Annotated in this window: 19 protein-coding genes; 15 read left to right on the top strand and 4 right to left on the bottom strand. The window is 29.6% G+C overall.

Features of this window, described 5'->3' with window-relative positions; translation table 11 throughout:
- Window positions 1-28: 28 nt before the first annotated feature.
- Window positions 29-1,216, bottom strand: coding sequence for a hypothetical protein (locus tag ABMY20_RS05705; protein ID WP_173360868.1), 1,188 nt, complete (start codon window positions 1,214-1,216; stop codon window positions 29-31).
- A 154-nt stretch (window positions 1,217-1,370) separates the two neighbouring features.
- Here ABMY20_RS05705 and ABMY20_RS05700 point away from each other — a divergent pair, with 154 nt between their 5' ends.
- Together ABMY20_RS05700 and bshA are read left to right on the top strand one after the other, a co-directional pair.
- Window positions 1,371-2,216: a transketolase gene (locus ABMY20_RS05700; protein WP_173360867.1), complete on the top strand. Its 846-nt coding sequence runs from the start codon at window positions 1,371-1,373 to the stop codon at window positions 2,214-2,216.
- 139 nt (window positions 2,217-2,355) lie between these two features.
- Entirely contained in the window at window positions 2,356-3,486 is a 1,131-nt protein-coding gene (gene bshA, locus ABMY20_RS05695; protein WP_167713864.1) for an N-acetyl-alpha-D-glucosaminyl L-malate synthase BshA, read from the top strand.
- Between the two features lie 46 nt (window positions 3,487-3,532).
- On the opposite strand, the gene ABMY20_RS05690 is transcribed toward bshA, so the two are convergent.
- On the bottom strand, window positions 3,533-3,985 hold the full coding sequence (locus ABMY20_RS05690; RefSeq protein WP_047788877.1) for a PA2169 family four-helix-bundle protein: 453 nt from the start codon (window positions 3,983-3,985) through the stop codon (window positions 3,533-3,535).
- Between the two features lie 683 nt (window positions 3,986-4,668).
- Here ABMY20_RS05690 and ABMY20_RS05685 point away from each other — a divergent pair.
- Window positions 4,669-5,475, top strand: coding sequence for a patatin-like phospholipase family protein (locus ABMY20_RS05685; protein ID WP_173361242.1), 807 nt, complete (start codon window positions 4,669-4,671; stop codon window positions 5,473-5,475).
- Between the two features lie 2 nt (window positions 5,476-5,477).
- On the opposite strand, the gene ABMY20_RS05680 is transcribed toward ABMY20_RS05685, so the two are convergent.
- On the bottom strand, window positions 5,478-6,122 hold the full coding sequence (locus ABMY20_RS05680) for an SOS response-associated peptidase family protein (RefSeq protein WP_047788876.1): 645 nt from the start codon (window positions 6,120-6,122) through the stop codon (window positions 5,478-5,480).
- Window positions 6,123-6,594: 472 nt separating this feature from the next.
- Here ABMY20_RS05680 and ABMY20_RS05675 point away from each other — a divergent pair, with 472 nt between their 5' ends.
- The 4 genes from ABMY20_RS05675 to ABMY20_RS05660 all read left to right on the top strand — a co-directional run bounded on the left by ABMY20_RS05675 (window position 6,595) and on the right by ABMY20_RS05660 (window position 9,161).
- Window positions 6,595-6,756, top strand: a complete 162-nt coding sequence (locus ABMY20_RS05675; RefSeq protein WP_047788875.1) for a DUF1328 family protein — start codon at window positions 6,595-6,597, stop codon at window positions 6,754-6,756.
- 255 nt (window positions 6,757-7,011) lie between these two features.
- Complete coding sequence (locus ABMY20_RS05670) at window positions 7,012-7,560, top strand: hypothetical protein (RefSeq protein ID WP_125064368.1); 549 nt, start codon at window positions 7,012-7,014, stop codon at window positions 7,558-7,560.
- A gap of 157 nt (window positions 7,561-7,717) precedes the next feature.
- Window positions 7,718-8,221, top strand: coding sequence for a DNA starvation/stationary phase protection protein (locus ABMY20_RS05665; RefSeq protein ID WP_047788873.1), 504 nt, complete (start codon window positions 7,718-7,720; stop codon window positions 8,219-8,221).
- A gap of 52 nt (window positions 8,222-8,273) precedes the next feature.
- Window positions 8,274-9,161, top strand: coding sequence for a mechanosensitive ion channel domain-containing protein (locus ABMY20_RS05660; protein WP_047788872.1), 888 nt, complete (start codon window positions 8,274-8,276; stop codon window positions 9,159-9,161).
- Between the two features lie 28 nt (window positions 9,162-9,189).
- Here the strand turns inward: ABMY20_RS05660 and aroB are convergent, their stop codons facing one another.
- A complete protein-coding gene (aroB, locus tag ABMY20_RS05655) occupies window positions 9,190-10,248 on the bottom strand; it encodes a 3-dehydroquinate synthase (protein WP_349264821.1) in 1,059 nt (352 codons plus the stop codon).
- A gap of 102 nt (window positions 10,249-10,350) precedes the next feature.
- Here aroB and ABMY20_RS05650 point away from each other — a divergent pair, with 102 nt between their 5' ends.
- The 8 genes from ABMY20_RS05650 (at window position 10,351) to hisH (ending at window position 19,232) form a co-directional block, all read left to right on the top strand.
- Window positions 10,351-11,517: a proline dehydrogenase family protein gene (locus tag ABMY20_RS05650; RefSeq protein WP_047788870.1), complete on the top strand. Its 1,167-nt coding sequence runs from the start codon at window positions 10,351-10,353 to the stop codon at window positions 11,515-11,517.
- Window positions 11,517-11,825: an LETM1 domain-containing protein gene (locus ABMY20_RS05645; RefSeq protein WP_047788869.1), complete on the top strand. Its 309-nt coding sequence runs from the start codon at window positions 11,517-11,519 to the stop codon at window positions 11,823-11,825. The genes ABMY20_RS05650 and ABMY20_RS05645 overlap by 1 nt, the downstream gene beginning before the upstream one ends.
- Window positions 11,826-12,025: 200 nt before the next feature.
- Entirely contained in the window at window positions 12,026-13,798 is a 1,773-nt protein-coding gene (gene typA / locus ABMY20_RS05640) for a translational GTPase TypA (protein ID WP_073184109.1), read from the top strand.
- 296 nt (window positions 13,799-14,094) lie between these two features.
- Complete coding sequence (hisG, locus tag ABMY20_RS05635; protein WP_073184144.1) at window positions 14,095-14,952, top strand: ATP phosphoribosyltransferase; 858 nt, start codon at window positions 14,095-14,097, stop codon at window positions 14,950-14,952.
- A gap of 50 nt (window positions 14,953-15,002) precedes the next feature.
- Complete coding sequence (gene hisD, locus ABMY20_RS05630) at window positions 15,003-16,289, top strand: histidinol dehydrogenase (protein WP_349264820.1); 1,287 nt, start codon at window positions 15,003-15,005, stop codon at window positions 16,287-16,289.
- A 64-nt stretch (window positions 16,290-16,353) separates the two neighbouring features.
- On the top strand, window positions 16,354-17,418 hold the full coding sequence (gene hisC, locus ABMY20_RS05625) for a histidinol-phosphate transaminase (protein ID WP_349264819.1): 1,065 nt from the start codon (window positions 16,354-16,356) through the stop codon (window positions 17,416-17,418).
- 14 nt (window positions 17,419-17,432) lie between these two features.
- Window positions 17,433-18,566: a bifunctional histidinol-phosphatase/imidazoleglycerol-phosphate dehydratase HisB gene (hisB, locus tag ABMY20_RS05620; RefSeq protein ID WP_349264818.1), complete on the top strand. Its 1,134-nt coding sequence runs from the start codon at window positions 17,433-17,435 to the stop codon at window positions 18,564-18,566.
- Between the two features lie 84 nt (window positions 18,567-18,650).
- The gene (hisH, locus tag ABMY20_RS05615) at window positions 18,651-19,232 is read left to right on the top strand and encodes an imidazole glycerol phosphate synthase subunit HisH (protein ID WP_159491197.1); all 582 of its coding nucleotides are present in this window, start codon (window positions 18,651-18,653) and stop codon (window positions 19,230-19,232) included.
- The last annotated feature ends 8 nt before the right edge of the window (window positions 19,233-19,240 follow it).

Below are 19,240 nucleotides of genomic sequence, written 5' to 3'. Positions count from 1 at the left end.
GAATCTTTAGTTAATATCAATACTTAGATTACATTTCAGGTAATGTGAAATTTTTCCAAAAATTAGTATTTATTTCGGTATCATTTAAAACAGTGTTTATTTTTTCATTTTCATAATTCTCGTAAGAAATTTCTTTAACATCATTTAATTCAAAATCAAATAAATAACTTTTAGAATTAAAGCTAGAGTTTATTGTTTTTTTACTGTTAAAAGTGACTTCACTATAATTTTTATAATCAAAATTACTAACATAGTACTTATTCTCAATTTTTTTATTGAAAACAGCTATGCTTTGTTCTTTTAATTTTATATCAATAATGTTCCTATGTTTAGTCTTATTAAGATAATAATCTAAATCATTATTTTTAAGAATACCTTCCCATTTTTCAATAATTTTGGCTATCGAAAAATCATTTTTTCTTATGTAAATTGATCCAAAATAGGCTGTAGGATAAGATTTATTAGTGAAATTCCAGTCATCTTTTTCGGTTTTAAATGAAATAATATAATATTGTTCCTCTTCTTTTTTGTTGGTTGTAGCAAAATTTAAAGTAAATTTTTTATGCTTTCTTTTATGCAAAATGTTGGCATATTGTATTGGATTTTCTCTATAGGCAAAAAGTTGAGAAGTATATTTTAAGGTATTGGTTGTGTCTTTTGTTATCCAATTAACACGTTCTAACCCTAAAGTAGTTATGTATTCTTGTCTATACCCAAAACTAAACTCTTTGGCTACAAGTTCTAACTCAAAAATATTAATATCATTTTTATTAGAAAGTATTTTGCTGTAGCGTTTATAATTATGTGGATGCGTAGGGTGGTTTTCTTCTAGTTTTGAAATTACTTCTTTCAGTATAGATTCGGGCGATCTTTTAGTTGTTATAATAACTTCATTTAAAATATCAAAAGAGTTTTCTAACAAAACTTTAGGGGCAATATTCTTTAAAACAATTTTCTTTGTTTCAATACCAATTCCACTAAAAACAATTGTATCATTTAAGTGACTGGTTAGATACGGAAATTCTATTTCACCATTTTCATTAGAAATTCTGTAAATCTGTCTTTTAACATTAGAAATATTTACAAAGGGTATAATTTCTTTATTCTTTTCATCTATCGTAATAGTTGATACGTATTGGTAATCTTCTGTTTTAGTGGTGTTTTGAGCATTTACATTTATAAAATGCAAGAGTAAAAGGAGTAATAATTTTTTCATAGTAAAATGTTTCGTTGTTAATTAAAACAATAGTATAATTTTGAAAATGTGTTTTTGTTAATAAAAACCAAATTAACAATACTTTATAAACTTCAAGTTTTTTTCAAATCTCTAAGTTGATTTTGTACATTTGTGGGTATAAAACAAAACAATAATGCCAACAACACAACAATTACAAGATTTTACACAACAAGTTCGTAGAGATATTGTACGAATGGTACATGCTGTAAATTCAGGTCATCCAGGAGGTTCTTTAGGGTGTGCTGAATTTTTAACCTGTTTGTATCAGGAAATTATGGATTATTCTACCGATTTTTCTATGGACGGTAAAAATGAAGATTTATTTTTCTTGTCAAACGGACATATTTCACCAGTATATTACAGTGTACTAGCTCACAGTGGGTTTTTCCCTGTAGCTGAGTTGGCAACCTTTAGAAAGTTAGACTCTCGTTTACAAGGTCACCCAACTACGCACGAAAATTTACCAGGTATTCGTATTGCTTCAGGTTCTTTAGGACAAGGTATGAGTGTTGCTATTGGTACTGCTGAAGCAAAAAAGTTAAATGGAGATGATAAAATTGTATATTCATTACATGGTGATGGAGAGTTACAAGAAGGTCAGATTTGGGAAGCAGCTATGTATGCTTCTGCTAAAAAGGTTGATAACTTAATTTCTACCGTAGATGTAAATGAAAAGCAAATTGATGGATCTACTGATGAAGTTTTAGCCATGGGAAGCTTAAAAGCTAAATTTGAAGCTTTTGGTTGGGATGTTGTAGAAATTGCAGAAGGAAATAATGTAGAAGCTATTTTAGCAGGAATGGCAGAAGCAAAATCACGTACAGGAAACGGAAAGCCAATTTGTGTATTATTACGTACTGAAATGGGGAATGGAGTTGATTTTATGATGCATACCCACGCGTGGCATGGTAAAGCACCTAATGATGAACAGTTAGAAGTTGCTTTAGCTCAAAACCCAGAAACTTTAGGAGATTACTAAAATAAAGAGTAGTTAAATATTTTAAGCGCCATTACAACTTTGTAATGGCGTTTTTATTTTATGAAAAACTTTACAAAAAGAAGTAAGTAAAACCGTAAATTTACGTCTGTAATCATATAAAATAACCAAATAGATACAGATGAAAATAGGAATTGTATGTTATCCTACCTTTGGAGGAAGTGGAGTAGTAGCAACCGAATTAGGAATGGCATTAGCAGATAAGGGGCACGAGGTACATTTTATAACGTACAATCAGCCTGTTCGATTAGATTTCTTTTCTCATCGTTTGCATTTCCACGAAGTTGTTTTAGAAGAGTACCCTTTATTTCAATATCAACCTTATGAATTAGCTTTATCAAGTAAAATGGTGGAAGTAGTTCAAAAATATGAACTTGAAGTGTTACACGTACATTATGCTATTCCGCATGCCTATGCTGCTTACATGGCAAAAAAAATGCTTGAAGATAAAGGAATTGACATAAAAGTAGTAACAACATTGCATGGTACAGATATTACTTTGGTAGGAAGCCATCCAACCTACAAAACCGCAGTAGAATTTAGTATAAATAAATCAGATGAAGTTACCGCAGTGTCTAAAAGTTTAAAGGAAGATACTCTTAGGTTATTTAATATTGATAAAGATATTAAAGTGGTGTACAATTTTATTGATGGAGAAAAATATGATAGAGCTCATGAGGGAGAGTGTAAAAGAGAAGCGCTAGCTAAACCGGAGGAAAAAATCCTAACACATATAAGTAACTTTAGGCCTGTAAAGCGTACTGATGATGTAATTCGAATTTTTAATAGGGTTCAAGAAGAAGTTCCATCAAAATTATTAATGGTTGGTGATGGCCCTGAGCGTTTAAAAGCTGAGAACTTAGCTAAAGAGTTAGAAATCGAAGACAAAGTGCTTTTTATGGGGAATAGTACAGAAGTGGCAAAAATATTATGTTATACCGATGTGTTTTTATTACCATCTGAAACGGAAAGCTTCGGTTTAGCAGCTTTAGAAGCCATGGCTGCAAGCACAGTAGTTATATCCACAAATACAGGAGGTTTGCCAGAAGTTAATATTCATGGTGTAACAGGCTTTTTAAGTAAATTAGGTGATATTGAAGGTATGGCTAATAATGCTATTAATATTTTAAAAGATGATAAAGTTTTGAATGAGTTTAAAGAAAATGCAAAAGAACATATTAAGCTATTTTCACTAAATAATATTCTCCCAGCTTATGAGAGACTTTATAAAAAATGTTCAGTAGAAGCATAAAAAAAGGAGAGTTATCAACTCTCCTTTTTTTAATTAAAAACTATCACTATTTAATTTTTTCTAGTTCTTTTACTAATATAGCATCATTTAATATAATATCTCTTTGAGATTTTAATAAATTAGTTGTAGAGTTTGGTAAATGTTCTTCAGAGTTAATTACTTCATTATATTCTTCAAGTGAAGCTTTTTCACCTCTTAAAGCCTCTTCTAATATAGCTTCTTCACTTTCATTTGAGAAAAAAGCTTTGGTATTCATCCAAGCCCTGTGTGCTGTTCCCGTTAAACTACCTCCTTTTTCAGGAGATTGACCAAAAGATTTTATTTCTGATTTTAACTGTTTACCAAACATTTCACGTTCATTGGCTTTACGAACAAAAAGATTTGTTAATGTTTCACTATTTACATTTTCTGCAGCTGTTTTATACCCTTTTGCAGCATCATAATTTTTTTCTAATAATCCGTTTAACTTATTTGATACTTCTTCTGTGTAACTATACATATATTTTAAGTTTTTAAATTAATGAGTAATTTTTTATTGATGTTTACCCAAATACCATCAAGTTAGAACACCGCCCTCTTTTTTGAGAAAAAGAACCAATTAAAATAATGGTACTAATTCCTAAGCTTACATAAGTATTGTTATTATTTTGAGAGTTAAACTCAAAAATGTTAAATAATATGTAATCTAAAATGTTATGATTTTTATAAAAATCCTAGTTTATTAATATGATATCAGTAAGAATAAACAGTGTTTATCATTATTCTATTCATAATATTTTAAGTCATAAATGTGTAAATAAAAATGCTTAATATTTTTATGACTAATTAATTACATTATAAAATTAATATTTACTTGAAATGCTGTTTAGCTCATATCTTTTCTTTTTTTGCTCATATACAAAACTCTTGTTAAAATCAAATGTTTGTAGAAAAGATAGAATACATTAAGCAAAAAAATGTAATTTTATATCATTAAAAGAATGTGTTATTGGTATAGCGTCTTAAACATATTAGAAATAGTTTAGCAAGAACAAAAAGATTATAGATATTATGATTAGCTTGATGAAAAGAAGTAGAAAATAAGTTTTAAGTATTGATAGCAGTTTTGTAGAAAAAATTAAAATTATCCAAAATAAAATTTTAAAAAAAATAGATAAGTAAAACTAAAAAAGAGCTAAAAAAATGATTAAAGAAAAATATAAATGTTCTTTTGAAAAAATAAAAAACCTGGACACAAAAGTGCCTATAAATTTAGTATTAAGTGGAGGAGCCGAAAAAGGTGTAGCTCATATTGCTTTATTAGAAAAGTTAGAAGAGTTAAATATTAAAATTAATTCAATTTCAGCTTGTAGCGCTGGTTCATTGGTAGGAGCAATGTATGCTTCTGGAATGAAACCAAAAGAAATATTAAACTTTTTTAAAAATACTGAAATATTTCAGTTTTCTTGGATAACAATTGCTAAACCAGGAATTTTTAATTCATCCAATTATGCAAGATTAATTGACGATAAAATAAAACCAACCTTTGAAGATCTAGAAATACCTTTAATAGTTTCTACAACTAATTTAAATAAAGGAACTACAGAGTACTTTAATGAAGGAAGTTTACTAAAACCTGTTTTAGCATCATGTGCATTACCAGGTTTATTCAATCCTGTAAAAATTGGAGAAGCACTTTATTCTGATGGTGGAATTATAGATAACTTTCCTACAACTCCCTTTAAACAGTCAGAATATCCAATAGTGGGAAGTTATGTAGTATATCCTTCTGAAAAAACAAGTGAGGAACTAAATACCACTTTGAAAGTTTTAGCACATACATCTAAACTTTTAATGCTATCATCTGAAGAATATAAGTTTTTTGAAACTTATGCTACTATTTGTTTTCCTTTAGGTGAGTTTAGCGGTTTTAGCACTAAAGAAGTAGATTCAATATATGAAACAGCAAAAAAGTACATAGATAAAAAACTAGAAGAAAGAATAAATTAATTTCAAACATTTTCTTTTTTAGAAGCTATTCTCTGTACCTTTAAATTTGTAATGTAAGGTGTACTCATAAGGTAATTTATATCTATAATTTCTGATTTTTTATTTAACCACATATTTTTAAAAATTTCAGGAATTTGTATGGGCATTACCTGATAAAGATTATTAAAGTCATTAAGTTTTCCAATTAGTTTGGTGTTAATAACTGAACATGTATAAAAGCCATCGTTGGTAATGTTATATAAACCCGCTAAATAAAAGGGTTCTTGATTGTCTTTTTCTACTAAATAATTCTCTACAACTCCATTAATAACTTTATGAATATAAAAACCAGTTACGATAAATAAACACCTTCGTAAATAAAGAGCTTCTTTAAAAAGTATATTATTTTTAATATCTTCCTTATTTATATGTAGTGTTTGTTTTATATGTTGAAACTTATTCCAATTATCTCCATAATTTTGAGGAAGTAGCCCCCAAATGGCTTGCATAATTTGATTAGGATTTTCCATATTAATTATACAAACTGTTTGTTCTTTTAAACCATTAATTTTTCTTTTAGGTTTATGTAAATAAGGATACTTAAAAGGGAGTTTTGTAAAGGTTTCAATACGTTCTATACTTGCTATGTTTGATAGCTTATAAATCATAAAGCTACTGTTGATTATTAAAAATAAAAATGAGAGTAATGCCTATTAATAAACAAGAAAGTATAATATAAAAGGCTATTCTAGTTATTTTATTGTTTTGAAAAATATAATTTTTATGCTTAGAGTCAGGATTCTCTTTAATTATTTTAAAATCTTCATTACTTTTTTTCATACTTATTAATTATTTATGTTTTGTTTGTTGCAAAACTATATTGTTAAAAGATTCAATCTTTGTTCTTTAGAAATAGATATTGACTCATTTCATATTAAGTTAAGTGTAACAATTAACAAGAGATTATATTTTAGTTTGTTAACTAATAAAGTTAGTTTGAAGTCTGTTAAATTTAATGAGTGTATTTTTATATGAGTTAAGAACAAAACTAAATGAGTAAATGTAAAACAAGCTATCTAGTTAATTTTGTAACTGTACAAAAGATGTACTTTATAAACACTAATTTAAAATTTTAATAATATGTTACGTTGGACAGTCACTTTTATAATAATAGCAATCATAGCCGGTATTTTAGGATTTGGAGGAATAGCAGGAGCAGCCGCAGGGTTTGCTAAAATAGCATTCTTTATTTTTATAATTTTATTTATTATATCCTTATTTACAGGTAAAAGAAAAGTTTAAAAAAATAAAGAATAGAGTATTAAAAAGTGTGAGTTTTCACGCTTTTTTTTATTTATGAATAAGTTTTATTTATTAAGTGAGCAAAAAACAAAATTAAATGAGCAAAACACATAAATAAACCTGCGTTAATTTTGTAATAGACATTACAAATCGTTGTTTCATAGCGAAAATGTATAGGAATATATAAAATATATTTCAGGTGTTAAAAAGTACACATCTCAAATAAAGTTACTTGTAATTTTAAAATAGATTAAAATGAAAAAAATAATAATGGGATTATTGCTTACAGGAAGTATTACCTCTTTAAACGCGCAAACGGAAGTAATAAAAACGACTGAAGTAAAAAAAGCAAAAAAGATTAATGAAAAAGGTTTGATTTATGATACAAAAGTAAAAGTAGTAACAAAAAAAGAAAAACAAACTAAGTTTAATCCCAATCAAAAGAATAAACTTAATCAAGATGTAGTAGAGTCTCCAATCACAGTAGATAAAACCATTATGGTAGATAATGATTCTGATATTTTTTATGACTCAAAAGCAAAAGTAAAATATTTTAAGTATAAAGGTAATAAGTATGACTTTTTAATTGATCAAAATAATTTACTAATCACATATAAGCTTAATAATGAAGATATAACATCAGCAAGAGCTATAAAATCTATTAATAATAACTTTTATGTAGTAGAAGGTAAGGATTTTAATGGCGTAGGTTATTTTAATAAATATGGTGATTTTATTATTGAATATAAAAATCAAGAATCTAATAACTTGGAACAAGCCATTTTTGAAACCTTTAAAATGTAATTTATAAAACTAGTAAGTGATAATTTCATCCTTTTTTTATCACTAAAAGGTTAAAATGAAATGAGCAAAGATTCGTATTAAATAAGCAAACTTAGGCTTAAGTTCTTAAGTAGTTTTGTAACATAATTAATTATTAACAAAAAACACACACAGTAAAATGAATTATTTAAACATACAAACAGAAAAAGTATTACCAGTAGCAAAAGAATTAAACCAATTATTGGCTGAATATCACATATACTATCAAAAGTTAAGAAATTTTCATTGGAATATTGTGGGGAAAAACTTTTTTGAACTACATGAAAAATTTGAAGAAATGTATAGTGATGCTAGAGTTAAAATAGATGAGATCGCAGAACGTATTTTAACTTTACAGTATCATCCAATTAGTAGATATAGTAAGTATTTAAAGATAGCAAATATATCAGAAGAAAGTCCTTTTCAAACAGATAGTGATATGATTTATATTTTATTAGATGATCATAAAACATTATTAAAGCAAATGGCAAATGTGATAAAAAAAGCGGAAGAAGCAGAAGATGAGGGAACGATAGATTTAATGGGAGGATATATTGCTTCTTTAGAAAAAACAAGTTGGATGTTGAACGCTTGGAGCAAAAGTACCGTAGAGCAATTAAATGAGGATATTGTATTGTCATAAAATTATTGTTGAATTTATCTAATAACTAAAAACAAAAACTACTTTCTCCTACATGAATTTTAGCAGCACCATAGCCAAATTAAAAGAATCTGTTCAATTATACTGGAATGAGTTTATAAACCAAATTCCAAAAATAATTATAGCTATTCTTATAGTGGCTGTAGGTATTATTATTGCTAATCTTATATCAAATTTTTTTAGAAAAACAATTTCTAAGAAAACAAATGATCCTTTAATGACTAATTTTTTAGCCAAAACAATAAAAATTAGTTTTAGTATTTTGGTAATCATGCTTGCTTTAAAGATAGCAGGTTTAGGAGGCATTGCTGCTGGATTGTTAACTGCAGCTGGAGCCTCAGCTATAATTTTTGGATTTGCTTTTAAAGATGTAGGAGAGAATTTTATCTCAGGGGTAATATTATCCTTTAATCGCCCTTTCGATGTTAATGATACAGTAATGATTGGAGATATTTTTGGTAAAGTAAAAATGATGGAATTTAGATTTACCAAATTAAAAACATTCGATGGAAGAGATGTATACATTCCCAATAGTGACATTGTAAAGAAAGCTGTATATAACTATACTGAAGATGGTTTTTACCGTTCAGACTTTGTGGTTGGGATTGATTATGATGATGACATAGATACAGCAAAAAAAGTAATCATAAATGCGGTAGTTAATACTTTAGGAGTTATTGATACAGATGAACATCAATGTTTTGTTACGGTAGACGGTTTAGGAGTAAGTACTGTAAATTTAAAAGTTATTTTTTGGACTAAAACTAAAGAATACAAACGAGGCGCACTCGAAGTTAAAAGTGATGTAATTAAAAACGTAAAAAACGTGATAATAAAAAACGGGCTAAACATGCCTGCAGATATTACAGAAATAAAACTATACGGTTCACAAGACAGTATTCCAATTACAGTAACAAAATAAAAAAAGCAACCCACGGGGTTGCTTTTTTTTATGAATTATAATAACTAAGACTCTCCCTAATTAAACCATCAGAAGCTTTATTATTTATTTTAAAATATTCATAATCGTTAAGAAGCACAAAGTTAATCTCTCCTCCTATATTCTTTTTATCATGTTTCATCAATTCAAGAATAGGCTGAAAATCTTCTTCTACCAATGTTACTTTACCATAAATTTTAATAATAGTATCTTTTATTTCAGAGACTTTATCTTCAGGAAAATCTAATACTTTTGATGATAAGTAAGCTTCACAAACCATTCCAATGGCAATAGCTTCACCATGTGTTAGAGCTTCCTTTTTCGGGTTCTCTAAAAAATAAGACTCTACACCATGCCCAATAGTATGTCCCCAGTTTAAAACCTTACGAATACCTTGTTCTTTAGGATCTTCCAAAACAACTTCATTCTTAATTTCTATAGAACGATGAATCAAATCAACAATATTAAGTTTATCGTTATCTTTAATTTCGTTAAATAACTTGATATCGTGGGTCATTCCATACTTAATAATTTCCGCAGTACCAGAACGAATTTCTCTGGGAGTTACGGTGTGTAAGTATTCAGGATCAATAATAATTAACTCTGGATTAGCAAATACACCAATCTGGTTTTTTAATACACCTAAATCAACACCTGTTTTTCCGCCAACAGAAGCATCTACCATGCTTAATAAGGTTGTAGGAATATTCACAAAATCAATTCCACGTTTAAATGTAGATGCAACAAAACCACCTAAATCAGTAATCACACCACCACCTAAGGTAATTAATAAGCTTTTTCTATCAGCTCCTAATTCAGTCATTACATTCCAAACTCCCATACAAGTTTCTATGTTTTTATGAACTTCACCAGCATCAATTTGAATGACTTCAATAGGTTTATCTGTAGCAAATAACTGAATGAATCGAGGATAGCAACAATCTAAAGTGTTGTCATCCACTAAAATAAAAACTGAAGAATAGTTTCTTTCAGAAACTAAATAGGTTAATTCATTATAGCCTTTTTCTTCAAAATGAATAGGGTATGTTGCTGCATTAATTGTGGTCATAATAACAAAAAAATATAAGGCGAAATTAAATAGAAAAAATTAAAATATATCAGTCTACTCAATTATATTTGTCTCAATAAATAAAGAAATAATATTACCTCGATAATGAGACTTTTTGATAATACAGAAACTGCTTTTAAATTAAAATCTGACTCAGAGTTAGAACGTGCATATTTTTTGTTTAAAATGATTCAGAGCCAACCAATGGTTCGAATAGGTACAGCGGTAACAAACTTTGCTTTAAAAGCACACTTACCAGTTGAAGGATTAATCCGTTCAACAGTTTTTGATCATTTTTGTGGAGGAGTAAGTGAAGATGATTGCTTACCTAATATCGAAAAAATGTACGAACAAGGTAATGTACACAGTGTTTTAGATTATTCAGTAGAAGGGAAGGAAGATGAAGCCCAGTTTGATGATGCTTTAAAAATGACGTTGAAAACAATCAATTTTGCTGAAGAAAAGCAATCTATTCCTTATGCAGTTTTTAAACCTACAGGTTTCGGACGTTTCGCTTTATATCAAAAATTAACTGAAGGAAAAGAGTTTACTTCAGAAGAAAAAGTAGAGTGGGATAGAGTTGTAGAGCGTTTTCATACCGTGTGTAAGGCTGCAAAAGAAAAAGATGTTCCATTACTAATTGATGCAGAAGAAAGCTGGATGCAAGATGCTGCAGATGATTTAATTGAGGAGTTAATGGAAATTTACAATAAAGAAAAAGCCATTGTTTTTAATACGCTACAAATGTATCGTCATGATCGTATGGAATATCTACGAAAGCTACACCAAAGAGCTCACCAAAAGGGATATCATATTGGAATGAAAGTTGTTCGTGGAGCTTATATGGAAAAAGAGCGTGAAAGAGCTAAAGAAAATGGTTACGAGTCTCCTATCTGTGTGGACAAACAAGCAACAGATGACAATTATAATGAAGCAGTTCGGTATATGATGGACCATAAAAATATGGCAATTTTTGCAGGAACTCACAATGAAGAAAGTTCATATTTATTAATGGATTTAGCTAAAGAACATAATATTGCTAAAGATGATAAACGTATGTGGTTTGGTCAATTATATGGTATGAGTGATCATATTAGTTTCAATTTAGCCAAAGAAGGATATAATGTAGCGAAGTATGTTCCATTTGGACCTGTTCGTGATGTGATGCCATACCTAATTCGAAGAGCAGAAGAAAACACTTCAGTAGCTGGGCAAACTTCCAGAGAATTGAATTTACTTAAAACTGAAAAAGCACGTAGAAAGCTTTAATGAATACAGTTGATGAAATAAAAGAAGCTATCTATAAAAATAAAAAAAGATTAGCAAAAGAGCTTCAAGAAAGCAGAGAGCTTATATTTCTTGTTAGAAAATCACTAACAACTTCATTAACAGACGAAGAAAAGGCAAAAGTAAAAGAACAAACACTTGATATTTGTAAAGCAATTCCTGCCTTTACAGTGTTTATGCTACCAGGAGGAGCATTACTTTTGCCTTTACTTATAAAATTAATTCCTGATATTTTACCTAGTGCTTTTAGAGAAGATGATGAAGAGCTAGAAAATAGAAAGTTAAAATAGCACAAAAATTATCTATTACTCCCTTTTTAGGCATTAATTAAAGCTACAAAATTCCTTTAAATGAAAGTAGAAATAGTAGTATATTGTTATAAAAAAGTACTTTTTGTAAAGCTTTAAATAAAATATTACGAATTCATAAATAAAATTTCGTTAATCGTAAACAATAAAACACTACTTTTGCAGCTTCAAAATAAGCACGAATGCAATCAATAAGAAACATTGCTATTATAGCACACGTTGACCACGGTAAGACAACCTTGGTAGACAAAATTATAGATCAAGCCAAAATTTTAGATGAACGTAAAGAGCGTACTGATTTATTATTAGATAATAACGACTTAGAACGTGAACGTGGTATTACCATTTTATCTAAAAATGTATCCGTAAACTACAAAGGGGTGAAGATTAATGTAATTGATACTCCTGGTCACGCCGATTTTGGTGGAGAAGTAGAACGTGTACTAAAAATGGCAGATGGAGTTTTATTATTGGTTGATGCTTTTGAAGGACCAATGCCTCAAACACGTTTCGTATTAGGAAAAGCTATTGAATTAGGGTTAACTCCTATTGTAGTAGTAAACAAAGTAGATAAAGAAAACTGTACACCAGACTTAGTACATGAAAAAGTATTTGATTTAATGTTTGCTTTAGAAGCAAATGAAGATCAATTAGACTTTACAACTATTTACGGTTCAGCTAAAAATGGTTGGATGAGTACAGATTGGCAAAAACCAACTGAAGATATTGTTCCTTTGTTAGATGCTGTTTTAGAAACAATTCCAGAAGCACCATATCGTGAAGGATCTCCTCAAATGCAAATTACATCGTTAGATTATTCTTCATTTAAAGGAAGAATAGCTATTGGACGTGTTTACCGTGGAGATTTAGAAAAGAACAAAGACTACATGCTTTGTAAAGCAGATGGAAGTACGAAAAAAGTCCGTATTAAAGAATTACACGTTTTTGAAGGAATGGGTAAGGCTGAAGCAGAAAAAGTTCGTAGTGGAGATATTTGTGCAGTAACAGGTTTAGATGATTTTGAAATTGGAGATACGATTGCCGATGTAGATAATCCAGAAGCTTTACCAAGAATTGAAGTAGATCAACCTACTATGAGTATGTTATTTACTATTAATAACTCTCCATTCTTTGGTAAAGAAGGTAAGTTTGTAACGTCTCGTCACTTACGTGATCGCTTATTTAAAGAGATGGAGAAAAACTTAGCGTTACGTGTTGATGAAACAGATACAGAGGATAAATTTAACGTTTTCGGACGTGGAGTATTACACTTATCAGTATTAATTGAAACGATGCGTCGTGAAGGATACGAATTACAAGTAGGTCGTCCTCAAGTAATTTTAAAAGAGATTGACGGAGTTAAGTGTGAACCATACGAAACATTATCAATTGATGTTCCTGAAGATGTAGCTTCTAAAGCAATTAACTTAGTTTCTTTACGTAAAGGAGACTTATTAGTAATGGAGCCAAAAGGAGATTTACAACATTTAGAATTTACCATTCCATCAAGAGGATTAATTGGTTTACGTAATAAAATATTAACAGCAACAGCTGGTCAAGCAATTATAAACCACCGATTCAGCGAATATGGACCTTATAAAGGAGAGTTTGCAGAAGAGTTAAAAGGTGCTATTGTTTCTTCTGAAACAGGAAAAGCAACTGCTTATGCAATTGACCGTTTACAAGATAGAGGACGTTTCTTTATTGATCCAAACCAAGAGATTTACAAAGGTCAGGTGGTAGGTGAAAATGCCAAGGCAGATGATATGGCAGTTAACTTAATTAAAGGAAAGAAGTTAACTAACGTACGTGCTTCAGGTTCAGATGACGGCGTGAAAATTGCTCCAAAAATTGATTTCTCATTAGAAGAATGTATGGAGTATATTAGACCAGATGAGTATTTAGAAGTTACCCCAGAAAGTTTACGTATGCGTAAAATTAACTTTGTAAAGTAATATTACACGCTTAGATAAAACCAAAAACCACCTGAATTACAGGTTTTTTTTAAAAAAAATACTTGCATAATTCAATTTTTATTTCAAATATTTGTAACAACAAAAACAAAGAAATGAATTTTATTCAATTACATCATCATCATTTTCATACTTGCACTCAGGCGAGCTGAAAATGTATTGAATAAAATCAAGATATATTTTAAACCCGTTTGAGTAAATCAAACGGGTTTTTATTTTCAACAAGGCGCCACGAAAATACTTCCCAAAAGATTTGCTCAAACCCATTCAAAACTAAAATGAGTAAATTAAAAATAGCCATACAAAAATCAGGAAGACTCAACCAAGATTCCTTACAAATTTTAAAAGATTGTGGAGTTTCTATTGATAACGGTAAAGATCAATTAAAAGCTTCTGCAAACAATTTCCCTTTAGAGGTTTTTTATCTAAGAAATGGTGATATTCCGCAATATTTAAAAGATGGAGTTGTAGATATAGCCATCATTGGCGAGAATTTATTAATAGAAAAAGGAGAGGAGATTCAATTTATAGAAAAATTAGGTTTTTCAAAATGTAAAGTATCCTTAGCAATTCCTAAAAATGAGAAATATACAGGAATAAACTATTTTCAGAATAAAAAAATAGCAACCTCATACCCGAATACAGTTTTAAAATTTCTAGAAAAAGAGAACATAAAAGCACAATTACATATTATTAATGGTTCAGTAGAAATAGCTCCAAATATTGGATTAGCCGATGGTATTTGTGATATTGTTTCTAGTGGTTCAACTTTATTTAAAAACAATTTAAAGGAGGTAGAAGTTTTATTAAAATCAGAAGCAGTATTAGCGGTTTCTCCTCAAATAAAAGAGCAACAACAAGTAATACTTAACAAGTTACAGTTTAGAATTCAATCAGTATTAAAAGCAAGACAATCAAGGTATGTGCTATTAAACGCTCCGAATGAAAAATTAGAAACAATTATTAATATTTTACCAGGAATGCGTAGTCCAACGGTACTTCCTTTAGCTGAAGAAGGGTGGAGTTCTGTGCACTCTGTATTGAATAAAAATCAATTTTGGGAAATTATAGACGAATTAAAAAGTAATGGAGCAGAAGGTATTTTGGTGTGTCCAATAGAAAAAATGGTTGTTTAATAACAGAAAAGTAGCCAATAATTATAGCTAAAAACAATAAAAATAAACAGATGAAAATTATAAAAAATCCAGGAAAAAAAACTTGGGAGTTACTGTGTAAAAGAGTTACTTTAAGTGAAAACAGTTTACAGGAAACAGTACAAACAATATTAAATGATGTAAAGCTTAATAAAGATAGAGCTTTAAAAAAATATACACAGTTATTTGATGGAGTGTTATTAACCGAGTTAGAAGTTTCTAAAAAAGAGTTAAAAGAAGCACAAAACTTAGTTTCAGAAGAATTAAAATTAGCTATACAATTAGCAAAAAATAATATTGAAGCTTTTCACAACAGCCAAAAAGAAACACCTAAAAAAATAACAACAACAAAAGGAGTAACTTGTTGGAGAAAAAGTGTAGCAGTAGAAAAAGTAGGCTTGTATATTCCTGGAGGTTCTGCTCCATTATTTTCTACTATTTTAATGTTAGGAGTTCCAGCAAAAATAGCGGGTTGTAAAGAAATAGTATTGTGTACTCCAACGAATAAAGAAGGTAAGATTAACCCAGCTATTCTATACACTGCTTCTATGGTAGGAGTAACTAAAATTTTTAAAGTTGGAGGAGCTCAGGCTATTGGAGCGATGGCGTACGGAACAGAAACCGTTCCTCAAGTATATAAAATATTAGGACCAGGGAATCAGTTTGTGACTAAAGCCAAAGAATTGGTACAACAACAAGGGGTAGCTATTGATATGCCTGCAGGCCCTAGTGAAGTACTTGTAATTGCAGATGAAACATCAAACCCTGTTTTTGTAGCTTCCGATTTATTATCACAAGCAGAACACGGAGCAGATAGTCAAGCTATTTTAGCTACTACTTCTGAAAAAGTTGCTCAAAATGTTATAACAGAACTAAACAAACAAATAGAAGAATTACCTAGAAAAGAATTAGCTAAAAAAGCAATAGGGAATAGTTTTGCAGTTGTTTTAAATTCTTCTGAAGAATGTATTCAGTTTAGTAATGAATATGCTCCAGAGCACTTAATTATAGCATCAGAAAAAGCTTCTGAATATATCGAAGGAATTGTAAATGCTGGTTCAGTATTCTTAGGAAATTACAGTTGTGAAAGTGCAGGTGATTATGCTAGTGGCACCAATCACACCTTGCCAACTAACGGTTATGCAAAAAACTATAGCGGAGTTTCGTTAGACAGTTTTGTAAAGAAAATTACTTTTCAAGAAGTAACTAAAGAAGGAATTGAAAATATAGGTGAAGCCATAGAATTAATGGCAGAAGCAGAAGGCTTACAAGCGCACAAAAATGCCATTACAGTTAGATTAAAAGAGTTAAATGGCTAAGCGTCATTTCGAATGAATATGAGAAATCTTAACCTTATTGAGTAACACCTCAAAATAGTTAACAATGAAAAAAATAAACTTAAACAAGATAGTACGCACAAACATTCAGCAATTAAAAGCTTATTCTTCTGCTAGAGATGAATTTAAAGGTGTTGCTGAAGTGTATTTAGACGCTAATGAGAATCCGTTTGGTACTTTGAATCGCTATCCAGATCCGCAACAAATAGCAATTAAAAAACGATTGTCTGAGATTAAAGGTGTAAAAGAGAATCAAATTTTTATAGGAAATGGAAGTGATGAAGTAATCGATTTAGCATTTAGAATATTTTGTAATCCGGGGAAAGACAAAGCCTTAACTTTTACACCCTCTTATGGAATGTATAATGTTTCCGCAGCTATTAATGATGTTGAATTGATTGAATTAGCTTTAAATCAAGAATTTCAGATAAATACAGATGTTTTAGAATGTTATTTAGAAGATGAAAATTTAAAAATAATATTCATTTGTTCACCAAATAACCCAACAGGTAACTGTTTTGAAGATGAAACAATTGAGTTTATTCTTAGTAAATTTAAAGGAATTGTAATTATTGATGAAGCTTATATTGATTTTAGCACTGAAGAGTCTTTTATAAATCAATTAAAAAATTATCAAAATCTAATTATAAGTCAAACCTTTAGTAAAGCATGGGGATTGGCAGGTGTTAGAGTAGGAGCAGCCTATGCTAGTAAAGAAATCATTGATATATACAACAAGGTGAAGCCTCCTTATAATATCAGTGCTTTAAATCAAGAAGCTGTACTTAATAAGTTAGATAATTTAGCTCAGTTTGAGATTGAGAAAAATATCATTCTCAATGAAAAGGAAAAACTAGAAAAACAGCTACAAGAAATTGAATTGATAAAAAAGATATATCCTTCTGAAGCTAATTTTATACTAATTGAAGTTACAAACGCTAATGAATTGTATAACTCATTAGTAGCTCAAAAAATTATAACTAGAAACAGGAATAATTTAGTAAATAATTGCATACGAATTACGGTAGGAAGCGAGAAAGAAAACAAGAAATTAATGACTGCATTAAAGGAATTGAGTGTTACACCTGATGAAGTTGAAAATTCATTTTAAATTTTAAAAAAACGATGAAAAAAATATTATTTATAGATAGAGATGGTACCTTAATTAAAGAACCAGCAGATGAACAAACAGATTCGTTTGAGAAATTACAATTCTATCCAAAGGTTTTTCAAGGATTGAGTAAAATAGCCAAAGAGCTTGACTTTGAATTAGTGTTAGTTACTAATCAAGACGGATTAGGAACAGAAGCATATCCAGAAAATACGTTTTGGCCAGTACATAACTTTGTGATGAACACCTTAAAAGAAGAAGGTATTGAGTTCGTAGAAGAAATCATTGACAGAACCTTTGCCAAAGACAACCAACCTACAAGAAAACCAAACACAGGCTTATTAACAAAATATTTCTCTAAAGAATATGATTTGAAAAACTCTTTTGTGATTGGTGACCGTTTAACCGATATAGAACTTGCTAAAAACTTGGGAACTCAAGGAATTTACATAAATGATGAAACAAATTTAGGAACTGATGAAATTACTGTAAAAAGAGAGGAACTAGATGATTTTATAGTTTTAGAGAGTAACGATTGGAACACTATTTATGAGTTTTTAAAATTAGAAGAACGTTCAGCAACTATTGAACGTAATACAAATGAAACTCAAATTAAAATTGATTTGAATTTAGATGGAACGGGAAAAAGTACAATAAATACTGGTATTGCTTTTTTCGATCACATGTTAGATCAAATAGCGCGTCACGGTCAAATGGATTTAAACATCCAAGTAACAGGTGATTTAGACGTAGATGAACACCACACCATTGAAGATACTGCAATTGCTTTAGGAGAAGTATTTTATAAAGCATTGGGAAATAAACTAGGAATTGAACGTTACGGGTTTTGTTTACCAATGGATGATTGCTTAGCTCAAATAGCCATTGACTTTGGTGGAAGAAACTGGTTAGTTTGGGAGGCAGATTTTAAACGAGAAATGATAGGGAAAATGCCTACGGAAATGTTTTATCACTTCTTTAAGTCGTTTACCGATGGTGCTAAGTGTAATTTGAATATCAAAGCAGAAGGAACAAACGAACATCATAAAATAGAAGCCATTTTTAAAGCCTTTGCTAAGGCTATAAAAGTAGCAGTAAAAAGAGATGTAGATAAGATGATTTTACCATCAACAAAAGGAGTTTTATAACAATGAACAATAATCAATTATCGGTAGACAATGGTTAAAGAGAATAATAGGTAACTGATGATTGATAAATGATAATTGAAAAATATGATAGCTATTATAAAATATAATGCTGGAAATATACGATCGGTACAAAATGCACTAACTCGCTTGGGGTACGAAAGTATTATAACTGATAATCCAGAAGAAATACAATTGGCAGATAAAGTAATATTTCCTGGGGTTGGAGAAGCAAGTTCAGCAATGCAATACTTAAAAGAAAGAAATCTTGATGAGTTAATTGTTTCCCTAAAACAACCTGTACTAGGAATTTGTCTAGGATTACAGTTAATGTGCACATACTCAGAAGAAGGAAATACCGAATGTTTGGGCATTTTTGATGCGTGCACAAAACAATTTCCACCAAAAGAAAAAGTCCCACATATGGGATGGAATAACTTTTTTGAATTAAAATCATCTAAACTGTTTAAAAACATAGCTTTAGAAGACGATGTATACTATGTTCACGGATATTATGCAGAAGTATCTAAAAACACACTGGCAATCTGCGATTATATTCTTCCGTTTAGTACCGTTATGCAGCAAGATAATTTTTATGCGATGCAATTTCATCCAGAAAAATCAGCTGATGTTGGAGAGCAGTTATTGAAGAATTTTTTAGAGTTATAAAAAGAAAT

The organism is Tenacibaculum sp. SSH1-16, from assembly GCF_040104435.1.
Classification (GTDB): Bacteria; Bacteroidota; Bacteroidia; order Flavobacteriales; family Flavobacteriaceae; genus Polaribacter; species Polaribacter mesophilus.
This window is presented reverse-complemented; position numbering and strand designations above follow the sequence as displayed.